Genomic DNA, 16643 nt, shown 5'->3' on the forward strand with positions numbered 1-16643 from the left:
CTAATACTCCTTGATCAGAATTGGTAGCCCACGCCGGCGTAATAACCCCAGCCGTCGGAGCGGGCGCGGAAGTTACCCTCGCCGAAGTTCAACTCGCTGCCATCTTCCCAGTTGCCGCCGTTATGAAAATAACGACCGACCAGGGTAAAGCGCAGGTGGGTGAAGGAATACAGCAGCACGTTGGTCGCCACCAGGGCGTTGGCGGTGCGCGCCGGGTTGTCCTTGTGCAGGTCCGAGCCGAAATCGTAGTTGGTGAAACCGATATAGGTCAGCGACGCACCGTTGTCGAACTTGCCGATGGGCACGATGTATTTCATCTGTGCGCGGTAGCCGTCCCAGGAATACTCATTGCTGGCACCGTAGTTTTCCCATTGATAACGCCCGTAGAAGTTCGCCGACAGGTTGACCCGCGAGTGGGTGTCGATGTCTGTGCCGAGGCCGCTGTACAGGGTGTTGGCGCGGTTGGCTTTATTGCTGCCGTGGTCGTAGACCCAGTCGAACGCCACATACCATTCCTTGAATGGGCCGATGGCCAGGCTGCGTCCGGCCAGGTAGTCGATGGAGATACGCGGCTCGTGCTCCATGAAGACCGGCGAGCCATGGTCCCACGCGCCTTTGTCGTTACTGTTGCCGATGCCGAGGATCTTCGGCACGTCGATGTAGCCGTACAACTCGAAGGGCCCCTTGCGGCCGAAGTACTCGTATTCAAGGTAGACATCATCCTGCGGCTTGGGGCCGAAGCTGATGTCTTTGCTGCCGATCAGCGTCAGGTCCTGGTTGAACCACTCCGACAGATAGACGCCTTTTTTTGCCGGGCTGGCTTCAGGGCTCAGGGTTTCGCCCTGTGCTGAGTCATCGACGGGTTTTTCCTGCGCCAAAATGGGTGCGCTGAGTACTCCCGTAACGGCGGCCAGTAGCAAGGAAACACCAAAGCAAGCACGGGGCCTAGAGGTGGGGTGCATTGAAAGTCCCTATTCGTACGCGGTTTGAACCCGGTTCATCGGGTAGCGGTGAACTTGGCTGCCAAGTTCGTACCGCAAACGTTTGCACAGGCTGTACCAACTTTGATCAATGGCTTGAATGCCATGGAAAAAATCTGAATTAATCGACCTTTTGATCAGAAATGACTGGGTGTCATTTTTTCGATGGGGTTGAACAGGTGCATCGCCGTTTCGCGGCGATATTCGCTGGGCGTCTGGTGCATCTCGATCCGAAAGTGCCGGTTGAAGTTGGACAGGTTGGCGTAGCCCACTTCAAAACAAATATCCGCCACCGACATCTCGCTTTGCAGCAATAACCGGCAGGCGCGTTGCACGCGGAATTTGCGCATCAGGTCGATAAACCCATGGCCCGTGTTGCGCTTGAAGAAGCGTGAGAAGCCCGGTTCGCTCATATCCAGTTGCTGGGCGATGACCGAGAGGCGCAGGTCGCCGGTGAGTTCACGCATCAGGTAGTCGAAGGCCTTGTTGATGCGCTCGGCGCTGCGGGCGTCCAGGATCGGTGCGTAACAGGGGCTGGCCAAGGCCTTTACGTGCTGCGCCGGGGCGTTTTTCAGGCAGTCGAGCAGTTGCAGGAACAGGATCAGCCGTTGCAGGCCGTGGGCGCTGCCGACGGCTTCCATCAAGCGCGCAGCCTGCACGGCGGTGTCGCCGCTGAACTCCAGGCCGCGCCGGGCCTGTTCGAACAGCGCGTGCAAGTCGCCGAGCTCCGGCAGCGTGTGGCGCAGGGCGAGGAGGGCGGCGCCGTCGAATTGCAGCACCACGTCGCGGTTAGCCAGGTGTTCGTCGGGGGCCAGTTCGCCGATCCAGTCGTGGGGCAGATCCGGGCCGATCAGCGCGACATGCCCGGCACTGAACGCACCGATATAGTCGCCCGCCACCAACTTGCCGCTGCCCTGGCGGATCAGGTGGATTTCAAATTCGGGGTGGTGGTTCCAGCGCGCCAGCGCGTAAGGGTAGTCGTGTTCGAACCAGCGAAAGCAGTGCTGTGGCTCGGGCAAGATCACCTCCAGCTCGGCGGGTCGGTGTTCGAACAGCTTGGCGCGACTGACGGGCATGGTGATGCCTCTTCTATGGGTGCAATCGCCTCAAAATACGCGGGTTGGCAATACCAGCGCTACCCCCGGTTTCGCCCGGCACTGATACTTTTTTGCTCCCTATGCAGCGGTTAAAAAAGTATCAGCCAGGCATGCGCCAGGCGTTTGTGAGGGCCTGGCCCAAGCTGCTGTAATCGGCCCTCAACAACAAAAACACCAGGTGGAAACCGCTATGTTAAAGCTCCCGCAAGCGTTGTTCCTGCTTTCCGGCCTGGCCTTGGCCATGCCCAGCCAGGCTGCCGACACCGTGACCATCGCTACCGTCAACAACAGCGATATGATCCGCATGCAGCGTTTGTCCAAGGTGTTCGAGCAGCAGCACCCGGACATCCAGCTCAACTGGGTGGTGTTGGAAGAAAACGTGCTGCGCCAGCGCCTCACCACCGACATCGCCACCCAGGGCGGCCAGTTCGACGTGCTCACCATCGGCACCTACGAAACCCCGCTGTGGGGCGCCAAGCACTGGCTGGAGCCGCTGACCCAACTGCCGGCCGATTACGATGCCGATGATATTTTCCCCTCGGTACGCCAGGGCCTGTCGGTCAACGACACCCTGTATGCCCTGCCGTTCTACGGGGAAAGCACCGTCACCTACTACCGCACCGACCTGTTCAAGCAAGCCGGTCTGAGCATGCCCGCGCACCCGACCTGGACCCAGCTCGGTGAATTCGCCGCCCAGCTCACCGCCAAGGACAAGGGCCAGTACGGCATGTGCCTGCGTGGAAAGGCCGGTTGGGGCGAGAACATCGCGCTGCTGAGCACCATGGCCAACGCCTTTGGTGCGCGCTGGTTCGATGAGCAATGGAAGCCGGAATTGACCAGCCCCGAATGGACGGCAGCGGCCAACTTCTACGTCAACACCCTTAAGCAATACGGCCCGCCGGGTGTGTCCAGCAACGGCTTCAACGAAACCCTGGCGCTGTTCAACAGCGGCAAATGTGCGATCTGGGTCGATGCCAGCGTCGCCGGCTCCTTCACCACCGACAAGAGCCAGAGCAAAGTCGCTGACAGCGTAGGCTTCGCCGCAGCCCCCACCGAAGTGACCGACAAGGGATCCTCCTGGCTGTACGCCTGGTCGCTGGCGATCCCGGCCACCTCCCAGCACAAGGACGCCGCCAAGGCCTTTATTGCCTGGGCTACGTCCAAGGACTACATCCAGCTGGTCGCCGATAAAGAAGGCATCACCAACGTACCGCCTGGTACCCGCCAGTCCACCTACAGCGCGGCGTACCTCAAGGCCGCACCGTTTGCCCAAGTGACCCTGGAGATGATGCAGCACGCCGACCCCGCGCACCCGTCGGCCAAACCCGTGCCGTACGTGGGCATCCAGTACGTGACCATCCCGGAGTTCCAGGCCATCGGCACGTCCGTCGGCAAACTGTTCTCGGCGGCGCTGACGGGCGGCATGTCGGTTGAGCAGGCGCTGCTCCAGGCGCAGTCAACCACCGAGCGCGAAATGAAACGCGCCGGCTATCCCAAATAATATTCAAAGGACACATGCCTGATGAAACGACTCGAAGGTAAGAGCGCGCTGATCACTGGATCGGCGCGCGGGATTGGCCGCGCGTTTGCCCAGGCCTATATCCATGAAGGCGCGACCGTCGCCATCGCCGACATCAACCTGCAGCGGGCCCGGGAAACCGCCGCCGAGCTTGGCCCACAGGCCTACGCGGTAGCGATGGACGTCACCGACCAGGCCTCCATCGACAGCGCGATTGCTGCGGTGGTCGCCCAGGCCGGCAAGCTCGACATTCTGGTCAACAACGCGGCGCTGTTCGACCTGGCACCTATCGTCGAGATCACCCGCGACAGCTTTGATCGGTTGTTCTCGATCAACGTCGCCGGCACGCTGTTCACCCTGCAAGCCGCCGCCCGGCAGATGATCAGCCAGGGCCACGGCGGCAAGATCATCAACATGGCCAGCCAGGCCGGGCGGCGTGGCGAGCCGTTGGTGGCGATCTACTGCGCGACCAAGGCGGCAGTGATCAGCCTCACGCAATCGGCGGGGCTCAACCTGATCAAGCAGGGCATCAACGTCAACGCCATCGCCCCGGGCGTGGTGGATGGAGAGCATTGGGACGGGGTGGATGCGCTGTTCGCCAGGCATGAGGGGCTGGCGCCTGGCGAGAAGAAGCGGCGGGTGGGGGCCGAGGTGCCGTTTGGGCGGATGGGGACGGCCGAGGATTTGACCGGGATGGCGATCTTCCTGGCGTCGAAGGAGGCTGATTATGTGGTGGCCCAGACCTACAACGTCGACGGCGGCAACTGGATGAACTAAGTCATACCCCAATCAAAACTGTGGGAGGGGGCTTGCTCCCGATGGCAGTGTGACAGTCAGTACATGTATAGACTGATCCACCGCTATCGGGAGCGAGCCCCCTCCCACATTTGAAGGTCATCGTTCTTGAAAAGGGTGCTTAGTCGGCAAAACTGCGATCAAAGAAGTAAACCGCCCCAGGCTTCAGATTCTCCAGCGTCGCCTGGGGCCTGCCGCCTTCACCCTGTTTCTTGCGCCCGGTCTCGCGCAAATATCCAGCCTCCATCAGCTTCATCAAGCGCTGGCGAATACTGGTCTTGAGCACTGGCCGCTCCAGCACCAGGGAAAAGATCGTGGTCGCCTCCGGCGCGCTGAACTCATCGCCCAGGAACATCAGCGGCAAGCTGCTGTACAGCGACTTGGAAAACAGACGCTCCTGCACAGCCGCGACAATACTGTTGTGGTCGAACGGCAACTTGGTAGTGCCATCGGCCACCGCCTTCAGCGGGAACCAGCCTTGATGCTCACTCGGCGCCACCTCATCCGCGACGATCGCCAGGTAGTACGTGGACGACGACCAGCAGCGCGGATCACGAAATGCATCGCCCACCGTGCCCACTTGCTCACTCCAGGCCAGCTCCAGACCGACCTTGCTGCTGGCGCGCAAGCGCTCCACGGCGTCCTGGAGGCTCAGATCTTGCACGCCGCCATTCACCACTACGCCCGGCAGCGCCCAATGCCCGGCGAAGGGCTCGGCTTCGCGCTTGTTAAGCAACAACTTGAGTTCCCCGGCGGCGCGGCAGTAGCACAGCACACACAGGTCGACGGTATGGAGGTAGGGGCTAAGGGGCATGTGACGTCCTTCTGAACAGCGGTGGGGCACAGTTTAACGGATCGAACAGATATGTCATGTACCTGCGTCATGATAGATAAATAAATGTTTCTTGCAATGAAAGTACATGACGTGTACTTTTATTTCCAGGCCACAGGAGAACCGCCATGACTCTCGCGAAAACTGCCATTGCTTCATTTGACGTCGATGCCCAGAAGAGCTTCACGCCGCTGTGCCCCAACGAGTTGCCGGTGGCCGGCGGTGACCAGATCGGTGCCGAACTCAACTACATGGCCAGCCTTGCCGGCCACCGCGTCGGCAGCAAGGACGCCCACACCCCGCACGCGCCCTGGGTAGTCACGCAGCACAGCGAGATGCTCCAGCCCACCGGCCTGGCCCACGCCGATGTGACCTGGGTCAGTCACTGCGTGCCGGGCACCGAAGGCTTTACCTTGCTCGACGAATTGCCTACGCCCTATGACTACGACTACTTCATCTGGAAGGGCGTCGAACCCGACCTGCACCCCTATGGCGCCTGCTATCACGACCTGCACGACAAACTCTCTACCGGCGTGATCGAGTACCTCAAGGCCCAGGGCGTCAGTCGCGTGATCGTCGGCGGCCTGGCCCTGGACTACTGCGTCAAGACCACCGCCTTGCAACTGCTCAAGGCCGGCCTGGAGGTGGTCCTGCACCTGCCGGCGTGCCGGGGGATCAGCGAGGAGGGCGGCGTACAGGCCGTCAATGAGTTGCTCAAGGCCGGTGCCGGCATCAGCCGCACCCGCGAAGAACTGGCCGCGATGGCCACGCGCTAAGGAGATACACCATGGAAAGTGCCTACGACTACGAAGCCCCGGTGATTCAGGGCTTGCTCGACACCGACTACTACACCTTCACCATGATGCAGGCGGTCTTGCACCAGCACCCGAATGTCGATGTGGAATACAACTTCATCGTGCGCTCCAAGGAAAAACTCGCCCACCTGATTCCCGAACTGCGCGCTGAGCTTGAGAAAATGGCCGACCTGCAGATGCGCGAGGGCGAGCTGCGCTTTCTGTTCAACCCGCGCTTTCGCGAATACCTGACTCCCGACTACGAGCGCTTCCTCGGCCTGTTCCGTTTCAACCTGCGCTATATCCACGTCAGCGAAGTCGACGGCCAACTGAACATCCGCGTGGTCGGGCCGATGCTGCACTGCATCATGTTCGAGCAACCGGTGCTGGCGCTGGTCAGCGAGCTGCGCAACCGCGACAAATACCCCGACGTGAGCCTGGAAGACGTCACCCGCAAGCTCTACCAGAAGTTCGACTGGCTGGAAAAAAACCTCAGCCGCGACGAGTTGGCCGACCTGCGCGTCTCCGATTTTTCGACCCGCCGGCGCCTGTCGTTCAAGGCCCAGCGTGAAGTGGTGGACATCATGCGTCGCGACTTCCCCGGCCAGTTCGTCGGCACCAGCAATGCGCACCTGGCCTACGAATTCGACCTGCCGCTGATCGGCACCATGGCTCACCAGTGGATGATGGTGCACCAGCAACTGGGGCGGTTGCGCGAAAGCCAGAACGCCGGCCTGGAAAACTGGGTGCGTGAATACCGCGGCCGCCTGGGCATTGCCTTGACCGACACCATCAGCACCGACTTTTTCCTCAAGGACTTCGACCTGTACTTTGCCAAGCTCTACGACGGCCTGCGCCAGGACTCCGGCGACCCCATCGCCTGGGCCGACAAGGTGCTGGCTCGCTACAAACAGCTGGGCATCGACCCGATGACCAAGGACCTGATGTTCTCCGATGGCCTGAACTTCGAAAAATGCCTGCCGATCCTGCGGCACATCCGTGGCAAGGCCAAGTTCGGATTCGGCATGGGCACCAGCCTGGCGTGCGATGTGGAAGGCGTCGAGCCGCTGAGCATCGTCATGAAGCTGGTGCGCGTACACGGCGAACCGGTAGTGAAATTCTCCGATGACCCGGTGAAGAACGTCTGCGAAGACCCCTCGTTTTTGCAGTACGCGGCGAAGGTATTCAATGTCGGCAACGTGGAGGTGTGACATGCAAGAACGTATCGCGCAGGAACTCAATATTGATCGGCGCCTGGTCAAGGGCGGTGAGGCCCGGGAAATCCAACGGCGCATCGACTTCATCAAGAGCACCTTGCGCCAGTCAGGCTGCAAGGCCCTGGTGCTGGGCATCAGCGGCGGCGTCGATTCCCTCACCGCCGGCCGCCTGTGCCAACGGGCAGTGGAGCAGCTACGCGCCGAGGACTACGCCGCGCGCTTTATCGCCATGCGCCTGCCCTACAAGGCCCAGGCCGATGAGAGCGACGCCCAGGCCTCGCTGGATTTCATCACCCCGGACCACATCGACACCCTGAACATCGCCGCCAGCGTCGACGGCCTGATGGCCAGCCTCAACGCCACCGAGGCCAGTGCCGCCCAGGTCGACTTCATCAAAGGCAACGTCAAGGCCCGCACCCGCATGATCGCCCAGTACGCCGTGGCCAACCTGCACAACGGCCTGGTCGTCGGCACCGACCATGGCGCCGAAGCGCTGATGGGGTTCTTCACCAAATTCGGCGACGGCGCGTGCGACCTGGCACCGCTGTCGGGCCTGACCAAGACCCAGGTGCGCCTGTTGGCCAGTGCCCTTGGGGCCCCGACGAAGCTGGTGCACAAGCAGCCCACTGCCGACCTCGAAGAACTGGCGCCGGGCAAGCTGGATGAACAGGCTTATGGCTGCACGTACGAAGAGATTGATGCGTACCTGATGGGCGAGCCGGTGAGTGAGCGGGTGCGGGCGATTGTTGAGGGGGCGTACAGCAAGACAGCGCACAAGCGGGCGCTGCCTGTTGTGCCTACAGCTTGATATTTTCGCGAATGTTCCAGCCGAACCTGATTGGCCCGCCATCTTTTCCGCCATCGGCTTTCTGCGGCTGGTAACTGACTTCAACCTTGGCGAAGTTAAGACTGATTTCCTCCGTGAGTACGTCATTGGTTGCCGCTGCACGCGTGTCGTAAGTGGCAACCATGACTTCCTTCAACGTGATCACCAGATACTCCACGTTGCTGTCGCCTCCAGCCTTGCGCACCACGATACGGGCTTCGGGGTAATGCTTGCCGGTGGCACAGGCCATCATCAGGTTTGGCGTGGATTTATCCAGGGCCTTTTCAATCGCGATATTCGCCATGTTGACCTTGCCGGCCCCGCCACCCGTGCCGCTGTGCATGGAGCCAGACTGGGACAGGCTCCAGCCCCAGCGGGTTATATCGATTTCATCCCGATGCGCCTGGTCCCTGGACTCGCCCTTGATATCTCCCAGCTTCAAAAACATATCGGTTGCCATATTCGCTCCTTGTCTGATCGTTCGCCGGTAGTGGCGCGGGGCGTACTTTTCCCATTCCCAGGATTGACTACAAGACGCTGAGGCCAGATCGGGAAGTGCCTGTCTTAAAAAAGGAAACCTTCCTACATTCCTCGCGGATATTGATTCTTTACGCTCTGCGCTCTTGTGAATTCAGGAGTAAAGGAATGACTACCAGCGTATTGAAGGACGGTTTCCCCAAGGCCCACCTCACCACCCGTGAGCGGGTAGAAAGCAGCATTGATCTGCGTCGACTGTTTGCTGTGATCGACGCTGATCCGGCGATTGCCGGGGCAGGCGTGGTTTACCTCGACGCCCAGTTGAGGCCGGTGACCTTGCGTGAGTTTCAACCGATTTGCAGTGTGTTGCCCAAACGCGTGATTTTGCGCGAGATGCCGAGTTCGATGGCGCGCTTGGATTTTGTGCGGCAGTTGGAGCATGAGCCGCGAGAGTCGCAGCTTGTATTCGAGGCGATCAATGCGTCGTTGTCTTGCGGGGCAGCAGTGCTGGGTTGGATTGTTGTGCTGAGTGGCTCGGTGGCGATTCCATTTACAGCGGGAGTCAGCAGTTTTGTCGTTGCAGCGGGCGTCTCTGCGGCAATTGCCAGTTCTGCTCAATGTGTGATCGGGGCGGTTAGAACCTACAACGAACAATTCCGTCCGGCCGAAAACGATCATATGGATGATTCCGGCTGGTACAACACTGTTTCTCCGATACTTGATGGCGTTTCGCTTATAGGCATTGGCACGAGTACGTTGACTACGGTGCGACTGCTGAAAGCTAGTAAGAAATCATTGGGTAAAAGTTGGTATGAACTCTTGAGAGGTCTGACACGCCAAGAACGCAAAAAACTGACCAATGAACTGTTGAACCTGAGAGACCCTAGTTTGACCGCCAAGATACTCAAGTTAAAGCAGCGCGCGAGGGGGCTGCCGAAGAGTTACAGTTCCGAGCAAATTCGTCATGCCACTTTGACCCAATTAAAAGATGTTTTGGGAGGGGTCTTGGGCTTGGCTGGGAGTTACCGAAATGGTCACGTTGGAAGTGCAACGACGATTGGAGTTGGTTTGTACGAGGAGATTGCAGAGTGAATGAGTCACTTATTAGCTTTCTTAGGCGTTACTTTCCGGTATTCATGGGCACGATATTCATGGCTATCTTCTCAACGGCAATGGTGACTGTTCTGGTTGACGAAATCTATTTGCTCGAGCTTGGCCAGCCACTGAGAACTGAATTGTCTGGTTGGGGATTATTGTCGCTGACGTTTTTTTTTGGCTTTGCCAATTTTATGATTGCGAGAGGGCGCCTATGGGCAGCTAGTTTGTTAGTGGGCTATTTCGCTTTCTGCCTGATGCTAGTGATATCAACGATTCAACACCGCCCGCATGCCGTGGCGTTGTCTTTAGGCGTGGTGTTTCCCCTCCTGGGGTTACTTCTGCTCACTACTGACCGTCATCGAGAAATGCGGCAGAAATTGTTTGAAATCCGCATTCAGCGGAATGCGGTGAGAGCGATCTATAAAAAAAATTCCAATACATTCAAAACCAAGCAACGGAGTGCAAAGTAAGAGTAGCTCCCACGTCAACCACGTGGGAGTGACCGCTATGCCAGTCTACCGCTCAATCGACCGACTCCACCGCGCATTCCACTCCGGCCGTGCCTGGTTCACCTGGTCCCAATCAATCGAAATCGCCGTCTGTAAATACCCCTGCATCGCTTCCACCCGTGCACGGGTTTTGTCGGTGGTTGGTGTGGTGGGGTTCGACGGGATCTGGTCGCCTTCTTCCAGTGCCGGGGCCTGGGCCTCGGCGGTCAGCAAGAAGGCGGCGAGTTTCTGTGCCAGTTCTGGCTGGTCATTGCGCGCTATCACGCATTCGGCCACGTTGAGCACCACCGCGCCTTCCTTGGGTTGTGCATATTCCATTGGCACGCCCAGCAGTTTCTGGGTGGCGACCTGGGTCGGGGTGAGGGGGAAGATCGCGGCTTCGTCGGTCTGGACCATCTCGGAGATCTTCGCCGAGCTGGCGATGTATTCCAGCACGTTGGGGCCGACGGTTTTTGGCCAGGCCTTGAAACCAGGCTCCACGTTGGTTTCGTCGCCGCCTTGCAAGCGGTTGAACATCAGGAAACCGTGCAGGCCGAAGGTGGAGGAAGCCAGGGACTGGAATACCACTTTTTCCTTGAAGCGTGGGTCAGCCAGGTCCATCCACGAGGTCGGCGCGGCCCAGCCTTTCTCCTTGAACATCTTGGCGTTGTAGCCCAGGCCGGTGACGCCCAGGGTCACGGCCACGGCTTCATCCTTGATCTTCGCCTTGGCCGGGATCTGCGCCAGGGGCGGGCTTGGCGCCAGTTTTTCGCACAGACCCATGGAGATGGCGCGGTACATGATGCCGTCGTCGAGGAACATCACATGCATCTGCGGGTTGTCTTTGTTGGCCTGGACCTTGGCGAGGATGTCCGACGAGGTGCCGGGCACGATCACCACCTTGACGTTATTGGCCTTTTCGAACGCGGGCAGCACCTTGTCGGCGTACACCCGTTCCATGGTGCCGCCGTTCATGCCCAGGTAAAGCGTCGGCGCGGCGTGGGCGGTGGAAGCGAGCAACGCGAGGGACAAGCAGGACAGCGCGATACGTGTGTTCATGGATGTTTTTCCTCTCAGGCTTGGAAACGACGGATGGAAAACGCTTCGATGGGTTGGCGGCTGGCCCCGTGGCAGACGATCTCTGCCAGGGCTTCACCGACCGCGGGGCCGAGCTGGAACCCTGCGCCGGCAAAGCCGAAACCGTGGAGCAAGCCCGGTTGGGTGCTGCTGGGGCCGATCACCGGTTCATGATCGGGTAGGTAACCTTCGGTGCCGCTCCAGGTGCGAATCGCCTGGGCACCCTTGAGAAACGGGTACAGCTCGCCGGCATTGCGCAGGATCTCCAGCACTGCCGCTTGCCCGGGCCGCGCCTGTCGGGAGCCGAGGGCAAAGCCGCGACCGCCGCCAAGGATGCAATTACCCCGGGCCACCTGCCGTGCGTAAATGCCGCCGCCTTCGACACCGGTGCTCACGTTCATCACCACCGGCAGCGGTTCGGTGACCAACATTGCCGGGTGCGCGGACATGATCGGCACCGGCTCGCCAAATCGGGCGGCGAGGGTGCCGGCCCAGGCGCCGGCGCAGTTCAATAACCAGGGTGCGTGCAGGTGCAGGCCATTGGCGCAGTGCACTTGGAATTGATGACTGTCATGTTCGATTCGCACCACTTCGGTCTGCTCGTATACCGATGCGCCAAGGCGTTGCGCGGCACGGGCGAAAGCGGGCGAGACCAGGCGTGGGTTGGCGTGGCCGTCTTCGGGGCACAGGGATGCGCCCACCGCGATATCGCCGACCCAGGGGAAACGTGCGCGCAGTTCGGCGTAATCAAGCAACTGCAAGCCCAGGCCAAAGCCTCGGGTTTGCTCGGCATACGCCTGCAACGCGGCGAAATCCCCATGACTGCGCGCCAGTTTCAGATGGCCGCAGCGCACGTATTCGCCATCGATACCGATCAAACCCGGCAAGTCGGCCCACAACTGATGGGCGCGCTGCGACAGCGGCAACTGATGCAACGGCCGACCCTGGCGCCGGACGCCGCCATAATTCACGCCGCTGGAGTGCGAGCCACAAAAGTCCCGCTCTACCAGGGCCACGCGCTGGCCTTTCTGCGCCAGCATCAAGGCCGCCGAAGCACCGACGATCCCACCGCCCAACACGATGACGTCGATCATGGCTGCACCTCCACGCCAAACGGCAGCGGCTTGATCGGTGCCTGGCCACGCAAGCGGCCGACGTTTTCAATCCCGCGACCACTGCGCTCAGCGACTATTTCCGCCGCCGCCAGCCCGCACATGCGGCCCTGGCAGCGCCCCATGCCGACCCGGCAATGGGCCTTGACCCGGTTGATCTCCCAGTGGCCTTCATCCACCACGGCGCGTATATCGCCGACGCTGACTTCTTCACAGCGGCACACAATCAATTCATCCGGTGCCTGCGCCGCCCAGTCTTCAGGGAAGGGGAACGCCGTTTCCAAACCCTGGCGAAAGCGCTGGATGCCTGCCAATTGCTGCTCCAGCACAGCGGGGCGGCGATGATCGATAGCCACGCCCGCATCTTCCAGCACCGCCAACGCCGCCCGCTCGCCGGCCATCTGCGCGGCATCCGCGCCCATGATCCCGGCACCGTCACCTGCCAGGTACACGCCTTCGAGGCTGCTGCGCCCAGTACTGTCCCGTCGCGGTAACCAGGCACGGTTCAAGGCATTCCATTCAAATTCACAGCCGAGCAGATCCGCCAGTTGAGTTTCGCTGCGAAGGGCATGGGCGAAGGCCACGGCGTCACAGGCCAAACCCTGCGTATCCCAACGAATACCGCTGACCCGCTGTTCACCCTCGATCTGCCGGAGCGTCACGCCTTGATGCACAGCAACCCCATGGGCGCTCAGCCAGGCGCGGTAATACAGGCCCTTGGCCAATGTCGCCGGTTGCCCGAGCAGCGCCGGCAACGCACGGCACTGCGCACTGAACGGCGCGCTGTCGAGCACTGCCACCACCTTGGCCCCGGCCTTCGCGTACTGATAGGCCACCAGGTACAGCAACGGCCCGCTGCCACAAAACGCCACGCGCTCGCCGATGGCGCAGCCCTGATACTTCAAGGCAATTTGCGCCGCACCCAGGCTGTAGACGCCGGGCAAGGTCCAGCCCGGTACCGGCAGGATGCGGTCGGTGGCGCCGGTGGCGACGATAATCCGCGAATACTCGACGCTCTCGGCACGGCCGTTATTGAGCATATCCAGGCGACTGTCCTCGGCATTCCACACCAAGGTTTGCGGCCGGTAGTCGATCAACGGCGCCAACTCATCCAGGGTACGGTGCACGGCTTCAGCCTTACTGGCCTCAAAACCGTATACCTGCTTGGCCGTACGCTGGAATCCCAAGGGTTGGCGGCGATAAATCTGCCCACCGCCGCGCAGGCTTTCATCCACTAGGCAAGCCTGCATGCCATGGTCGAGCAGGGTACGCGCCGCGCTGATTCCCGCTGGGCCGGCGCCCACAATCACGACCGGCTTCATGCTTGGCGCCCCGGTTCGCGGCTGATCGCCAGGCCTTCTTCAAGCAGCGTCGAACAGGCACGCACACGGTGCCCATCCGCCAGCCGCACCCAGCAATCCTGGCAGGCGCCCATCAGGCAGAACCCGGCACGGCGTTCGGCGCTGAAATCGCTGCCGCGCAGGTGCTCGGCGCAGGTCAGTATGGCGGTCAGCAGGGTGTCGCCGAGCAAGCCGGTGGCCGGTTGCCCGTCGAGGGTGAAGGCCAGGGCAGGGCGCTCGGTTTCGGCCAATCGTTTGAACAAGGCCATCAATGTTTCCCCACCAGTACGCGGTCCAGGCCGTAGACGCGGTCGAGCAGAATCATGGTCGCCGCCGTCAGCGCGATCACCAGCGCCGAGACCGCCGCCATCATCGGGTCGATGGACTCGGTGGCGTACACATACATGCGCACCGGCAGCGTTTGCGTGGCCGGCGAGCTGACAAAGATCGACAGCGTCACTTCGTCGAAACTGTTGATGAACGCCAGCAACCAGCCCCCGGCCACACCGGGCAAAATCATCGGCAGGGTGATCCGGCGAAACAGCGTAAAGCGCCCGGCACCGAGGGATTCGGCTGCTTGCTCGGCACTGCGATCAATGCCGATCGCCGCCGCCAAGACAAGGCGCAGCACATACGGCGTGATGATCACCACATGCGCCAGCATCAACCAGGTAAAGCTGCCATTCACCCCCATCAGCGCAAACAGGCGCAGCATCGCCACCCCCAGCACCAGGTGCGGGATGATGATCGGCGACAGGAATAAGGCGCTGAAGAAGTTGCGGCCGGGGAACTGATAGCGACTGATCGCCAACGCCGCCGGCACCGCAATCAGCGTCGCCAAGGTGGCGGCGGTGAAGGCCAGGATCAGGCTGTTATAAAACGCCTGGATAAAGTCGGCCCGCTCGAACACTGCGCGAAACCAGCGCAACGAGAAGCCGGAGGTGGGCAGGCTCAAGGTATTTTCCGGGGTGAACGCCACCAGGCACACCACCACCAGCGGCGCCATCATGAACAGCACCACCACACCATGGAAACCGAGGGCCAAAGGACCGTTTCTGGACATGCGCTTAAACCCCCAGTGACTTTTTGTAGCGGCTCTCGAGCAGGCGGTTCCAGCTCAGCATGATCAGCAGATTGACCAACAGCAGCACCACCGCGATGGTGGCGCCCATGGGCCAGTTGAGTTCCGAGAGGTACTGGTCGTACACCACGGTGGCGACCATTTTCAGGCGTCGCCCGCCGAGCAGGCCGGGAATCGCAAATGAGCTGGCGGCCAGACCGAACACGATCAAGGTGCCCGACAGCACGCCTGGCATGACCTGGGGCAACACGATTTTGCGCATCACCGTCGCCTGGCTCGCACCCAGCGACAACGCCGCTTGTTCGGCTGACGGGTCAAGCTTTTGCAGGGAGGTCCACACCGGAATGATCATGAACGGCAGCATCACGTGTACCAGCGCGATAATCACTGCGAACGGCGTATACAGCAGCTTCACCGAGCGCCCACCGAGCGTCTGGATTACCTGGTTCACCAGGCCGTCGGCGCCGAGCAGCAGGCTCCAGCCGAAGGCGCGCACCACCACCGAAATCAGCAGCGGCGTGAGAATCAGGATCAGGAAGATCGAGCGCCAGGGCGTGCCCATGCGGCTGAGGATGTAGGCCTCGGGCACGCCGATCACCACACACAGCAGGGTCACCAGCGCGCTGATCCAGAAGGTGCGCCAGAAGATCTCGTAAAAGTAAGAATCGCTGAACAACGACAGGTAATGGGCCAAGGTCCATTCGTCGGCCTTCACCCCCACCTGATAGTCGAATACGTTGAACGACAGCACCAGGGTCAGGCCCAGTGGCAGGATCAACAGGCCAGCAAACAGCACCAGCGCTGGCAGCGAGAGCCAGTAACCCCGGCTCATGCGCGCACCTCATCCGCTGCCAGCACCCGCAGCAGCCCGGCTTGCCAGTCCAGGCCGACCGCTGTGCCGTTGCCCAGCGGTGCGCTGCCGTCATTGCTGCGCACCACGGTGATTTCGCCGAGGTGGGTGTGGACGCGGTACAACCATTGGCTGCCGAAGAAATAGCGATCAAGCAGCGTGCCTTGCAGGCGACCCAAACCTGCGTCCACCAGGCTGATTTTTTCCGGGCGCAGGCTCAGCGTCAGCTCGCCGTCGCCGCTTTCGTGGCGTACTTGCGGGATACCGAGCGCGTCGTAGTCGCCCGGCAGCAGGTTGGCCTTGCCGACGAAATCCGAGATGAAACGGGTGCGCGGGTATTCGTAGAGCTTGTACGGCGCATCGATCTGGGTCACGCGCCCGGCCTGCATCACCACCACGCGGTCGCTGATGGACAGTGCCTCGGCCTGGTCGTGGGTGACCATCAAGGTGGTGATGCCCACGGCGCACTGGATGCGGCGAATCTCGAACTGCATCTCTTCGCGCAGGTTGGCGTCCAGATTCGACAGCGGCTCATCCAGCAGCAGCACTGGCGGTTCGATCACCAGGGCGCGAGCCAGGGCCACGCGCTGGCGTTGGCCGCCTGACAATTCCCGTGGGTAGCGCTCTGCATGGGGGACCAGGCGTACGAGGTCGAGCACGGTCTTGACCTTGGCGGCGATCTCGGCTGCTGGCACTTTGCGCATCTTCAGGCCGAAGGCGACGTTGTCGCGCACACTCATGTGCGGGAACAGCGCATAGCTTTGGAACACCACGCCCAAGCCGCGGCTGGCGGGTTTGGCGTGGGTGATGTCGCGGCCGTCGAGCAGGATTTGCCCGCCGCTCACGTCAACGAAGCCGGCGATCATTTGCAGGGTGGTGGTTTTGCCGCAGCCCGAGGGGCCGAGCAGGGAAACGAACTCGCCTTTTTCCACTGCAAGGTCCGTGGCGACCACCGCGTCGACGGCGCCGTAGCGTTTGCTCAAGGCGTTGAGTTGGAGAAATGCCATGTCTGCGTTCCACCTTTTTTGAGTCGCGTCGAAACGCGCTTTTTTGTTTTGGG

18 protein-coding genes are annotated in these 16643 nt (G+C 61.1%); 7 read left to right on the plus strand and 11 right to left on the minus strand.

Going from position 1 to position 16643, the window contains the following annotated elements; all coding sequences use genetic code 11:
- Nucleotides 1-14: 14 nt before the first annotated feature.
- Both FIV39_RS12965 and FIV39_RS12970 read right to left on the minus strand, forming a co-directional pair.
- Complete coding sequence (locus tag FIV39_RS12965) at nt 15-962, minus strand: nucleoside-specific channel-forming protein Tsx (RefSeq protein WP_090405665.1); 948 nt, start codon at nt 960-962, stop codon at nt 15-17.
- A gap of 155 nt (nt 963-1117) precedes the next feature.
- Entirely contained in the window at nt 1118-2056 is a 939-nt protein-coding gene (locus tag FIV39_RS12970) for an AraC family transcriptional regulator (RefSeq protein ID WP_090405664.1), read from the minus strand.
- Nucleotides 2057-2267: 211 nt separating this feature from the next.
- Between FIV39_RS12970 and FIV39_RS12975 the strand changes: the two genes are divergently transcribed.
- Nucleotides 2268-3578, plus strand: a complete 1311-nt coding sequence (locus FIV39_RS12975) for an ABC transporter substrate-binding protein (protein ID WP_090405661.1) — start codon at nt 2268-2270, stop codon at nt 3576-3578.
- 21 nt (nt 3579-3599) lie between these two features.
- Nucleotides 3600-4373, plus strand: coding sequence for an L-iditol 2-dehydrogenase (locus FIV39_RS12980; RefSeq protein ID WP_090405658.1), 774 nt, complete (start codon nt 3600-3602; stop codon nt 4371-4373).
- A gap of 139 nt (nt 4374-4512) precedes the next feature.
- On the opposite strand, the gene FIV39_RS12985 is transcribed toward FIV39_RS12980, so the two are convergent.
- Complete coding sequence (locus FIV39_RS12985) at nt 4513-5205, minus strand: NUDIX hydrolase (RefSeq protein ID WP_090405655.1); 693 nt, start codon at nt 5203-5205, stop codon at nt 4513-4515.
- Between the two features lie 146 nt (nt 5206-5351).
- Here FIV39_RS12985 and FIV39_RS12990 point away from each other — a divergent pair, with 146 nt between their 5' ends.
- Genes FIV39_RS12990 through nadE form a run of 3 tightly spaced genes read left to right on the plus strand, consistent with a single transcriptional unit; the run spans nt 5352 to nt 8042 of the window.
- Complete coding sequence (locus FIV39_RS12990; protein WP_090405652.1) at nt 5352-5999, plus strand: nicotinamidase; 648 nt, start codon at nt 5352-5354, stop codon at nt 5997-5999.
- 11 nt (nt 6000-6010) lie between these two features.
- A complete protein-coding gene (gene pncB, locus FIV39_RS12995; RefSeq protein ID WP_090405648.1) occupies nt 6011-7228 on the plus strand; it encodes a nicotinate phosphoribosyltransferase in 1218 nt (405 codons plus the stop codon).
- Between the two features lies 1 nt (nt 7229).
- Nucleotides 7230-8042 (plus strand): ammonia-dependent NAD(+) synthetase, encoded by an 813-nt coding sequence (nadE, locus tag FIV39_RS13000; RefSeq protein WP_090405645.1) that lies wholly within the window; start codon nt 7230-7232, stop codon nt 8040-8042.
- On the opposite strand, the gene FIV39_RS13005 is transcribed toward nadE, so the two are convergent.
- Nucleotides 8032-8520, minus strand: a complete 489-nt coding sequence (locus tag FIV39_RS13005) for an Hcp family type VI secretion system effector (RefSeq protein WP_090405643.1) — start codon at nt 8518-8520, stop codon at nt 8032-8034. The genes nadE and FIV39_RS13005 overlap by 11 nt on opposite strands.
- Before the next feature lie 185 nt (nt 8521-8705).
- Here FIV39_RS13005 and FIV39_RS13010 point away from each other — a divergent pair, with 185 nt between their 5' ends.
- Together FIV39_RS13010 and FIV39_RS13015 are read left to right on the plus strand one after the other, a co-directional pair.
- Nucleotides 8706-9629 carry an NAD synthetase gene (locus tag FIV39_RS13010; RefSeq protein ID WP_090405639.1) on the plus strand — a complete coding sequence of 308 codons (924 nt, stop codon included), beginning with the start codon at nt 8706-8708 and terminating at the stop codon, nt 9627-9629.
- Nucleotides 9626-10105, plus strand: coding sequence for a hypothetical protein (locus FIV39_RS13015; protein ID WP_244176358.1), 480 nt, complete (start codon nt 9626-9628; stop codon nt 10103-10105). Before FIV39_RS13010 ends, FIV39_RS13015 begins: the two co-directional genes overlap by 4 nt.
- Nucleotides 10106-10150: 45 nt before the next feature.
- Here the strand turns inward: FIV39_RS13015 and FIV39_RS13020 are convergent, their stop codons facing one another.
- The 7 genes from FIV39_RS13020 to FIV39_RS13050 are packed head-to-tail and all read right to left on the minus strand — an operon-like array spanning nt 10151 to nt 16590.
- Entirely contained in the window at nt 10151-11182 is a 1032-nt protein-coding gene (locus tag FIV39_RS13020) for an ABC transporter substrate-binding protein (RefSeq protein ID WP_090405636.1), read from the minus strand.
- Between the two features lie 14 nt (nt 11183-11196).
- On the minus strand, nt 11197-12294 hold the full coding sequence (locus FIV39_RS13025; RefSeq protein ID WP_090405632.1) for an NAD(P)/FAD-dependent oxidoreductase: 1098 nt from the start codon (nt 12292-12294) through the stop codon (nt 11197-11199).
- Nucleotides 12291-13634, minus strand: a complete 1344-nt coding sequence (locus tag FIV39_RS13030; RefSeq protein WP_090405630.1) for an FAD/NAD(P)-dependent oxidoreductase — start codon at nt 13632-13634, stop codon at nt 12291-12293. The genes FIV39_RS13025 and FIV39_RS13030 overlap by 4 nt, the downstream gene beginning before the upstream one ends.
- Nucleotides 13631-13921 (minus strand): (2Fe-2S)-binding protein, encoded by a 291-nt coding sequence (locus FIV39_RS13035; protein WP_090405627.1) that lies wholly within the window; start codon nt 13919-13921, stop codon nt 13631-13633. The genes FIV39_RS13030 and FIV39_RS13035 overlap by 4 nt, the downstream gene beginning before the upstream one ends.
- A complete protein-coding gene (locus FIV39_RS13040; RefSeq protein WP_090405626.1) occupies nt 13921-14715 on the minus strand; it encodes an ABC transporter permease in 795 nt (264 codons plus the stop codon). The genes FIV39_RS13035 and FIV39_RS13040 overlap by 1 nt, the downstream gene beginning before the upstream one ends.
- A gap of 4 nt (nt 14716-14719) precedes the next feature.
- Nucleotides 14720-15565 carry an ABC transporter permease gene (locus FIV39_RS13045; protein WP_146371532.1) on the minus strand — a complete coding sequence of 282 codons (846 nt, stop codon included), beginning with the start codon at nt 15563-15565 and terminating at the stop codon, nt 14720-14722.
- Nucleotides 15562-16590 (minus strand): ABC transporter ATP-binding protein, encoded by a 1029-nt coding sequence (locus FIV39_RS13050; protein WP_090405621.1) that lies wholly within the window; start codon nt 16588-16590, stop codon nt 15562-15564. The genes FIV39_RS13045 and FIV39_RS13050 overlap by 4 nt, the downstream gene beginning before the upstream one ends.
- Nucleotides 16591-16643: the final 53 nt, after the last annotated feature.

This window comes from Pseudomonas grimontii, assembly GCF_007858185.1.
In the GTDB taxonomy this organism is placed as follows: domain Bacteria; phylum Pseudomonadota; class Gammaproteobacteria; order Pseudomonadales; family Pseudomonadaceae; genus Aquipseudomonas; species Aquipseudomonas grimontii.

Bases quoted from the DNA above. Each gene is read 5' to 3' on its own strand.
- FIV39_RS12965 (WP_090405665.1), bottom strand. From the start codon at position 962: ATGCACCCCACCTCTAGGCCCCGTGCTTGCTTTGGTGTTTCCTTGCTA.
- FIV39_RS12970 (WP_090405664.1), bottom strand. From the start codon at position 2,056: ATGCCCGTCAGTCGCGCCAAGCTGTTCGAACACCGACCCGCCGAGCTG.
- FIV39_RS12975 (WP_090405661.1), top strand. From the start codon at position 2,268: ATGTTAAAGCTCCCGCAAGCGTTGTTCCTGCTTTCCGGCCTGGCCTTG.
- FIV39_RS12980 (WP_090405658.1), top strand. From the start codon at position 3,600: ATGAAACGACTCGAAGGTAAGAGCGCGCTGATCACTGGATCGGCGCGC.
- FIV39_RS12985 (WP_090405655.1), bottom strand. From the start codon at position 5,205: ATGCCCCTTAGCCCCTACCTCCATACCGTCGACCTGTGTGTGCTGTGC.
- FIV39_RS12990 (WP_090405652.1), top strand. From the start codon at position 5,352: ATGACTCTCGCGAAAACTGCCATTGCTTCATTTGACGTCGATGCCCAG.
- pncB (WP_090405648.1), top strand. From the start codon at position 6,011: ATGGAAAGTGCCTACGACTACGAAGCCCCGGTGATTCAGGGCTTGCTC.
- nadE (WP_090405645.1), top strand. From the start codon at position 7,230: ATGCAAGAACGTATCGCGCAGGAACTCAATATTGATCGGCGCCTGGTC.
- FIV39_RS13005 (WP_090405643.1), bottom strand. From the start codon at position 8,520: ATGGCAACCGATATGTTTTTGAAGCTGGGAGATATCAAGGGCGAGTCC.
- FIV39_RS13010 (WP_090405639.1), top strand. From the start codon at position 8,706: ATGACTACCAGCGTATTGAAGGACGGTTTCCCCAAGGCCCACCTCACC.
- FIV39_RS13020 (WP_090405636.1), bottom strand. From the start codon at position 11,182: ATGAACACACGTATCGCGCTGTCCTGCTTGTCCCTCGCGTTGCTCGCT.
- FIV39_RS13025 (WP_090405632.1), bottom strand. From the start codon at position 12,294: ATGATCGACGTCATCGTGTTGGGCGGTGGGATCGTCGGTGCTTCGGCG.
- FIV39_RS13030 (WP_090405630.1), bottom strand. From the start codon at position 13,634: ATGAAGCCGGTCGTGATTGTGGGCGCCGGCCCAGCGGGAATCAGCGCG.
- FIV39_RS13035 (WP_090405627.1), bottom strand. From the start codon at position 13,921: ATGGCCTTGTTCAAACGATTGGCCGAAACCGAGCGCCCTGCCCTGGCC.
- FIV39_RS13040 (WP_090405626.1), bottom strand. From the start codon at position 14,715: ATGTCCAGAAACGGTCCTTTGGCCCTCGGTTTCCATGGTGTGGTGGTG.
- FIV39_RS13045 (WP_146371532.1), bottom strand. From the start codon at position 15,565: ATGAGCCGGGGTTACTGGCTCTCGCTGCCAGCGCTGGTGCTGTTTGCT.
- FIV39_RS13050 (WP_090405621.1), bottom strand. From the start codon at position 16,590: ATGGCATTTCTCCAACTCAACGCCTTGAGCAAACGCTACGGCGCCGTC.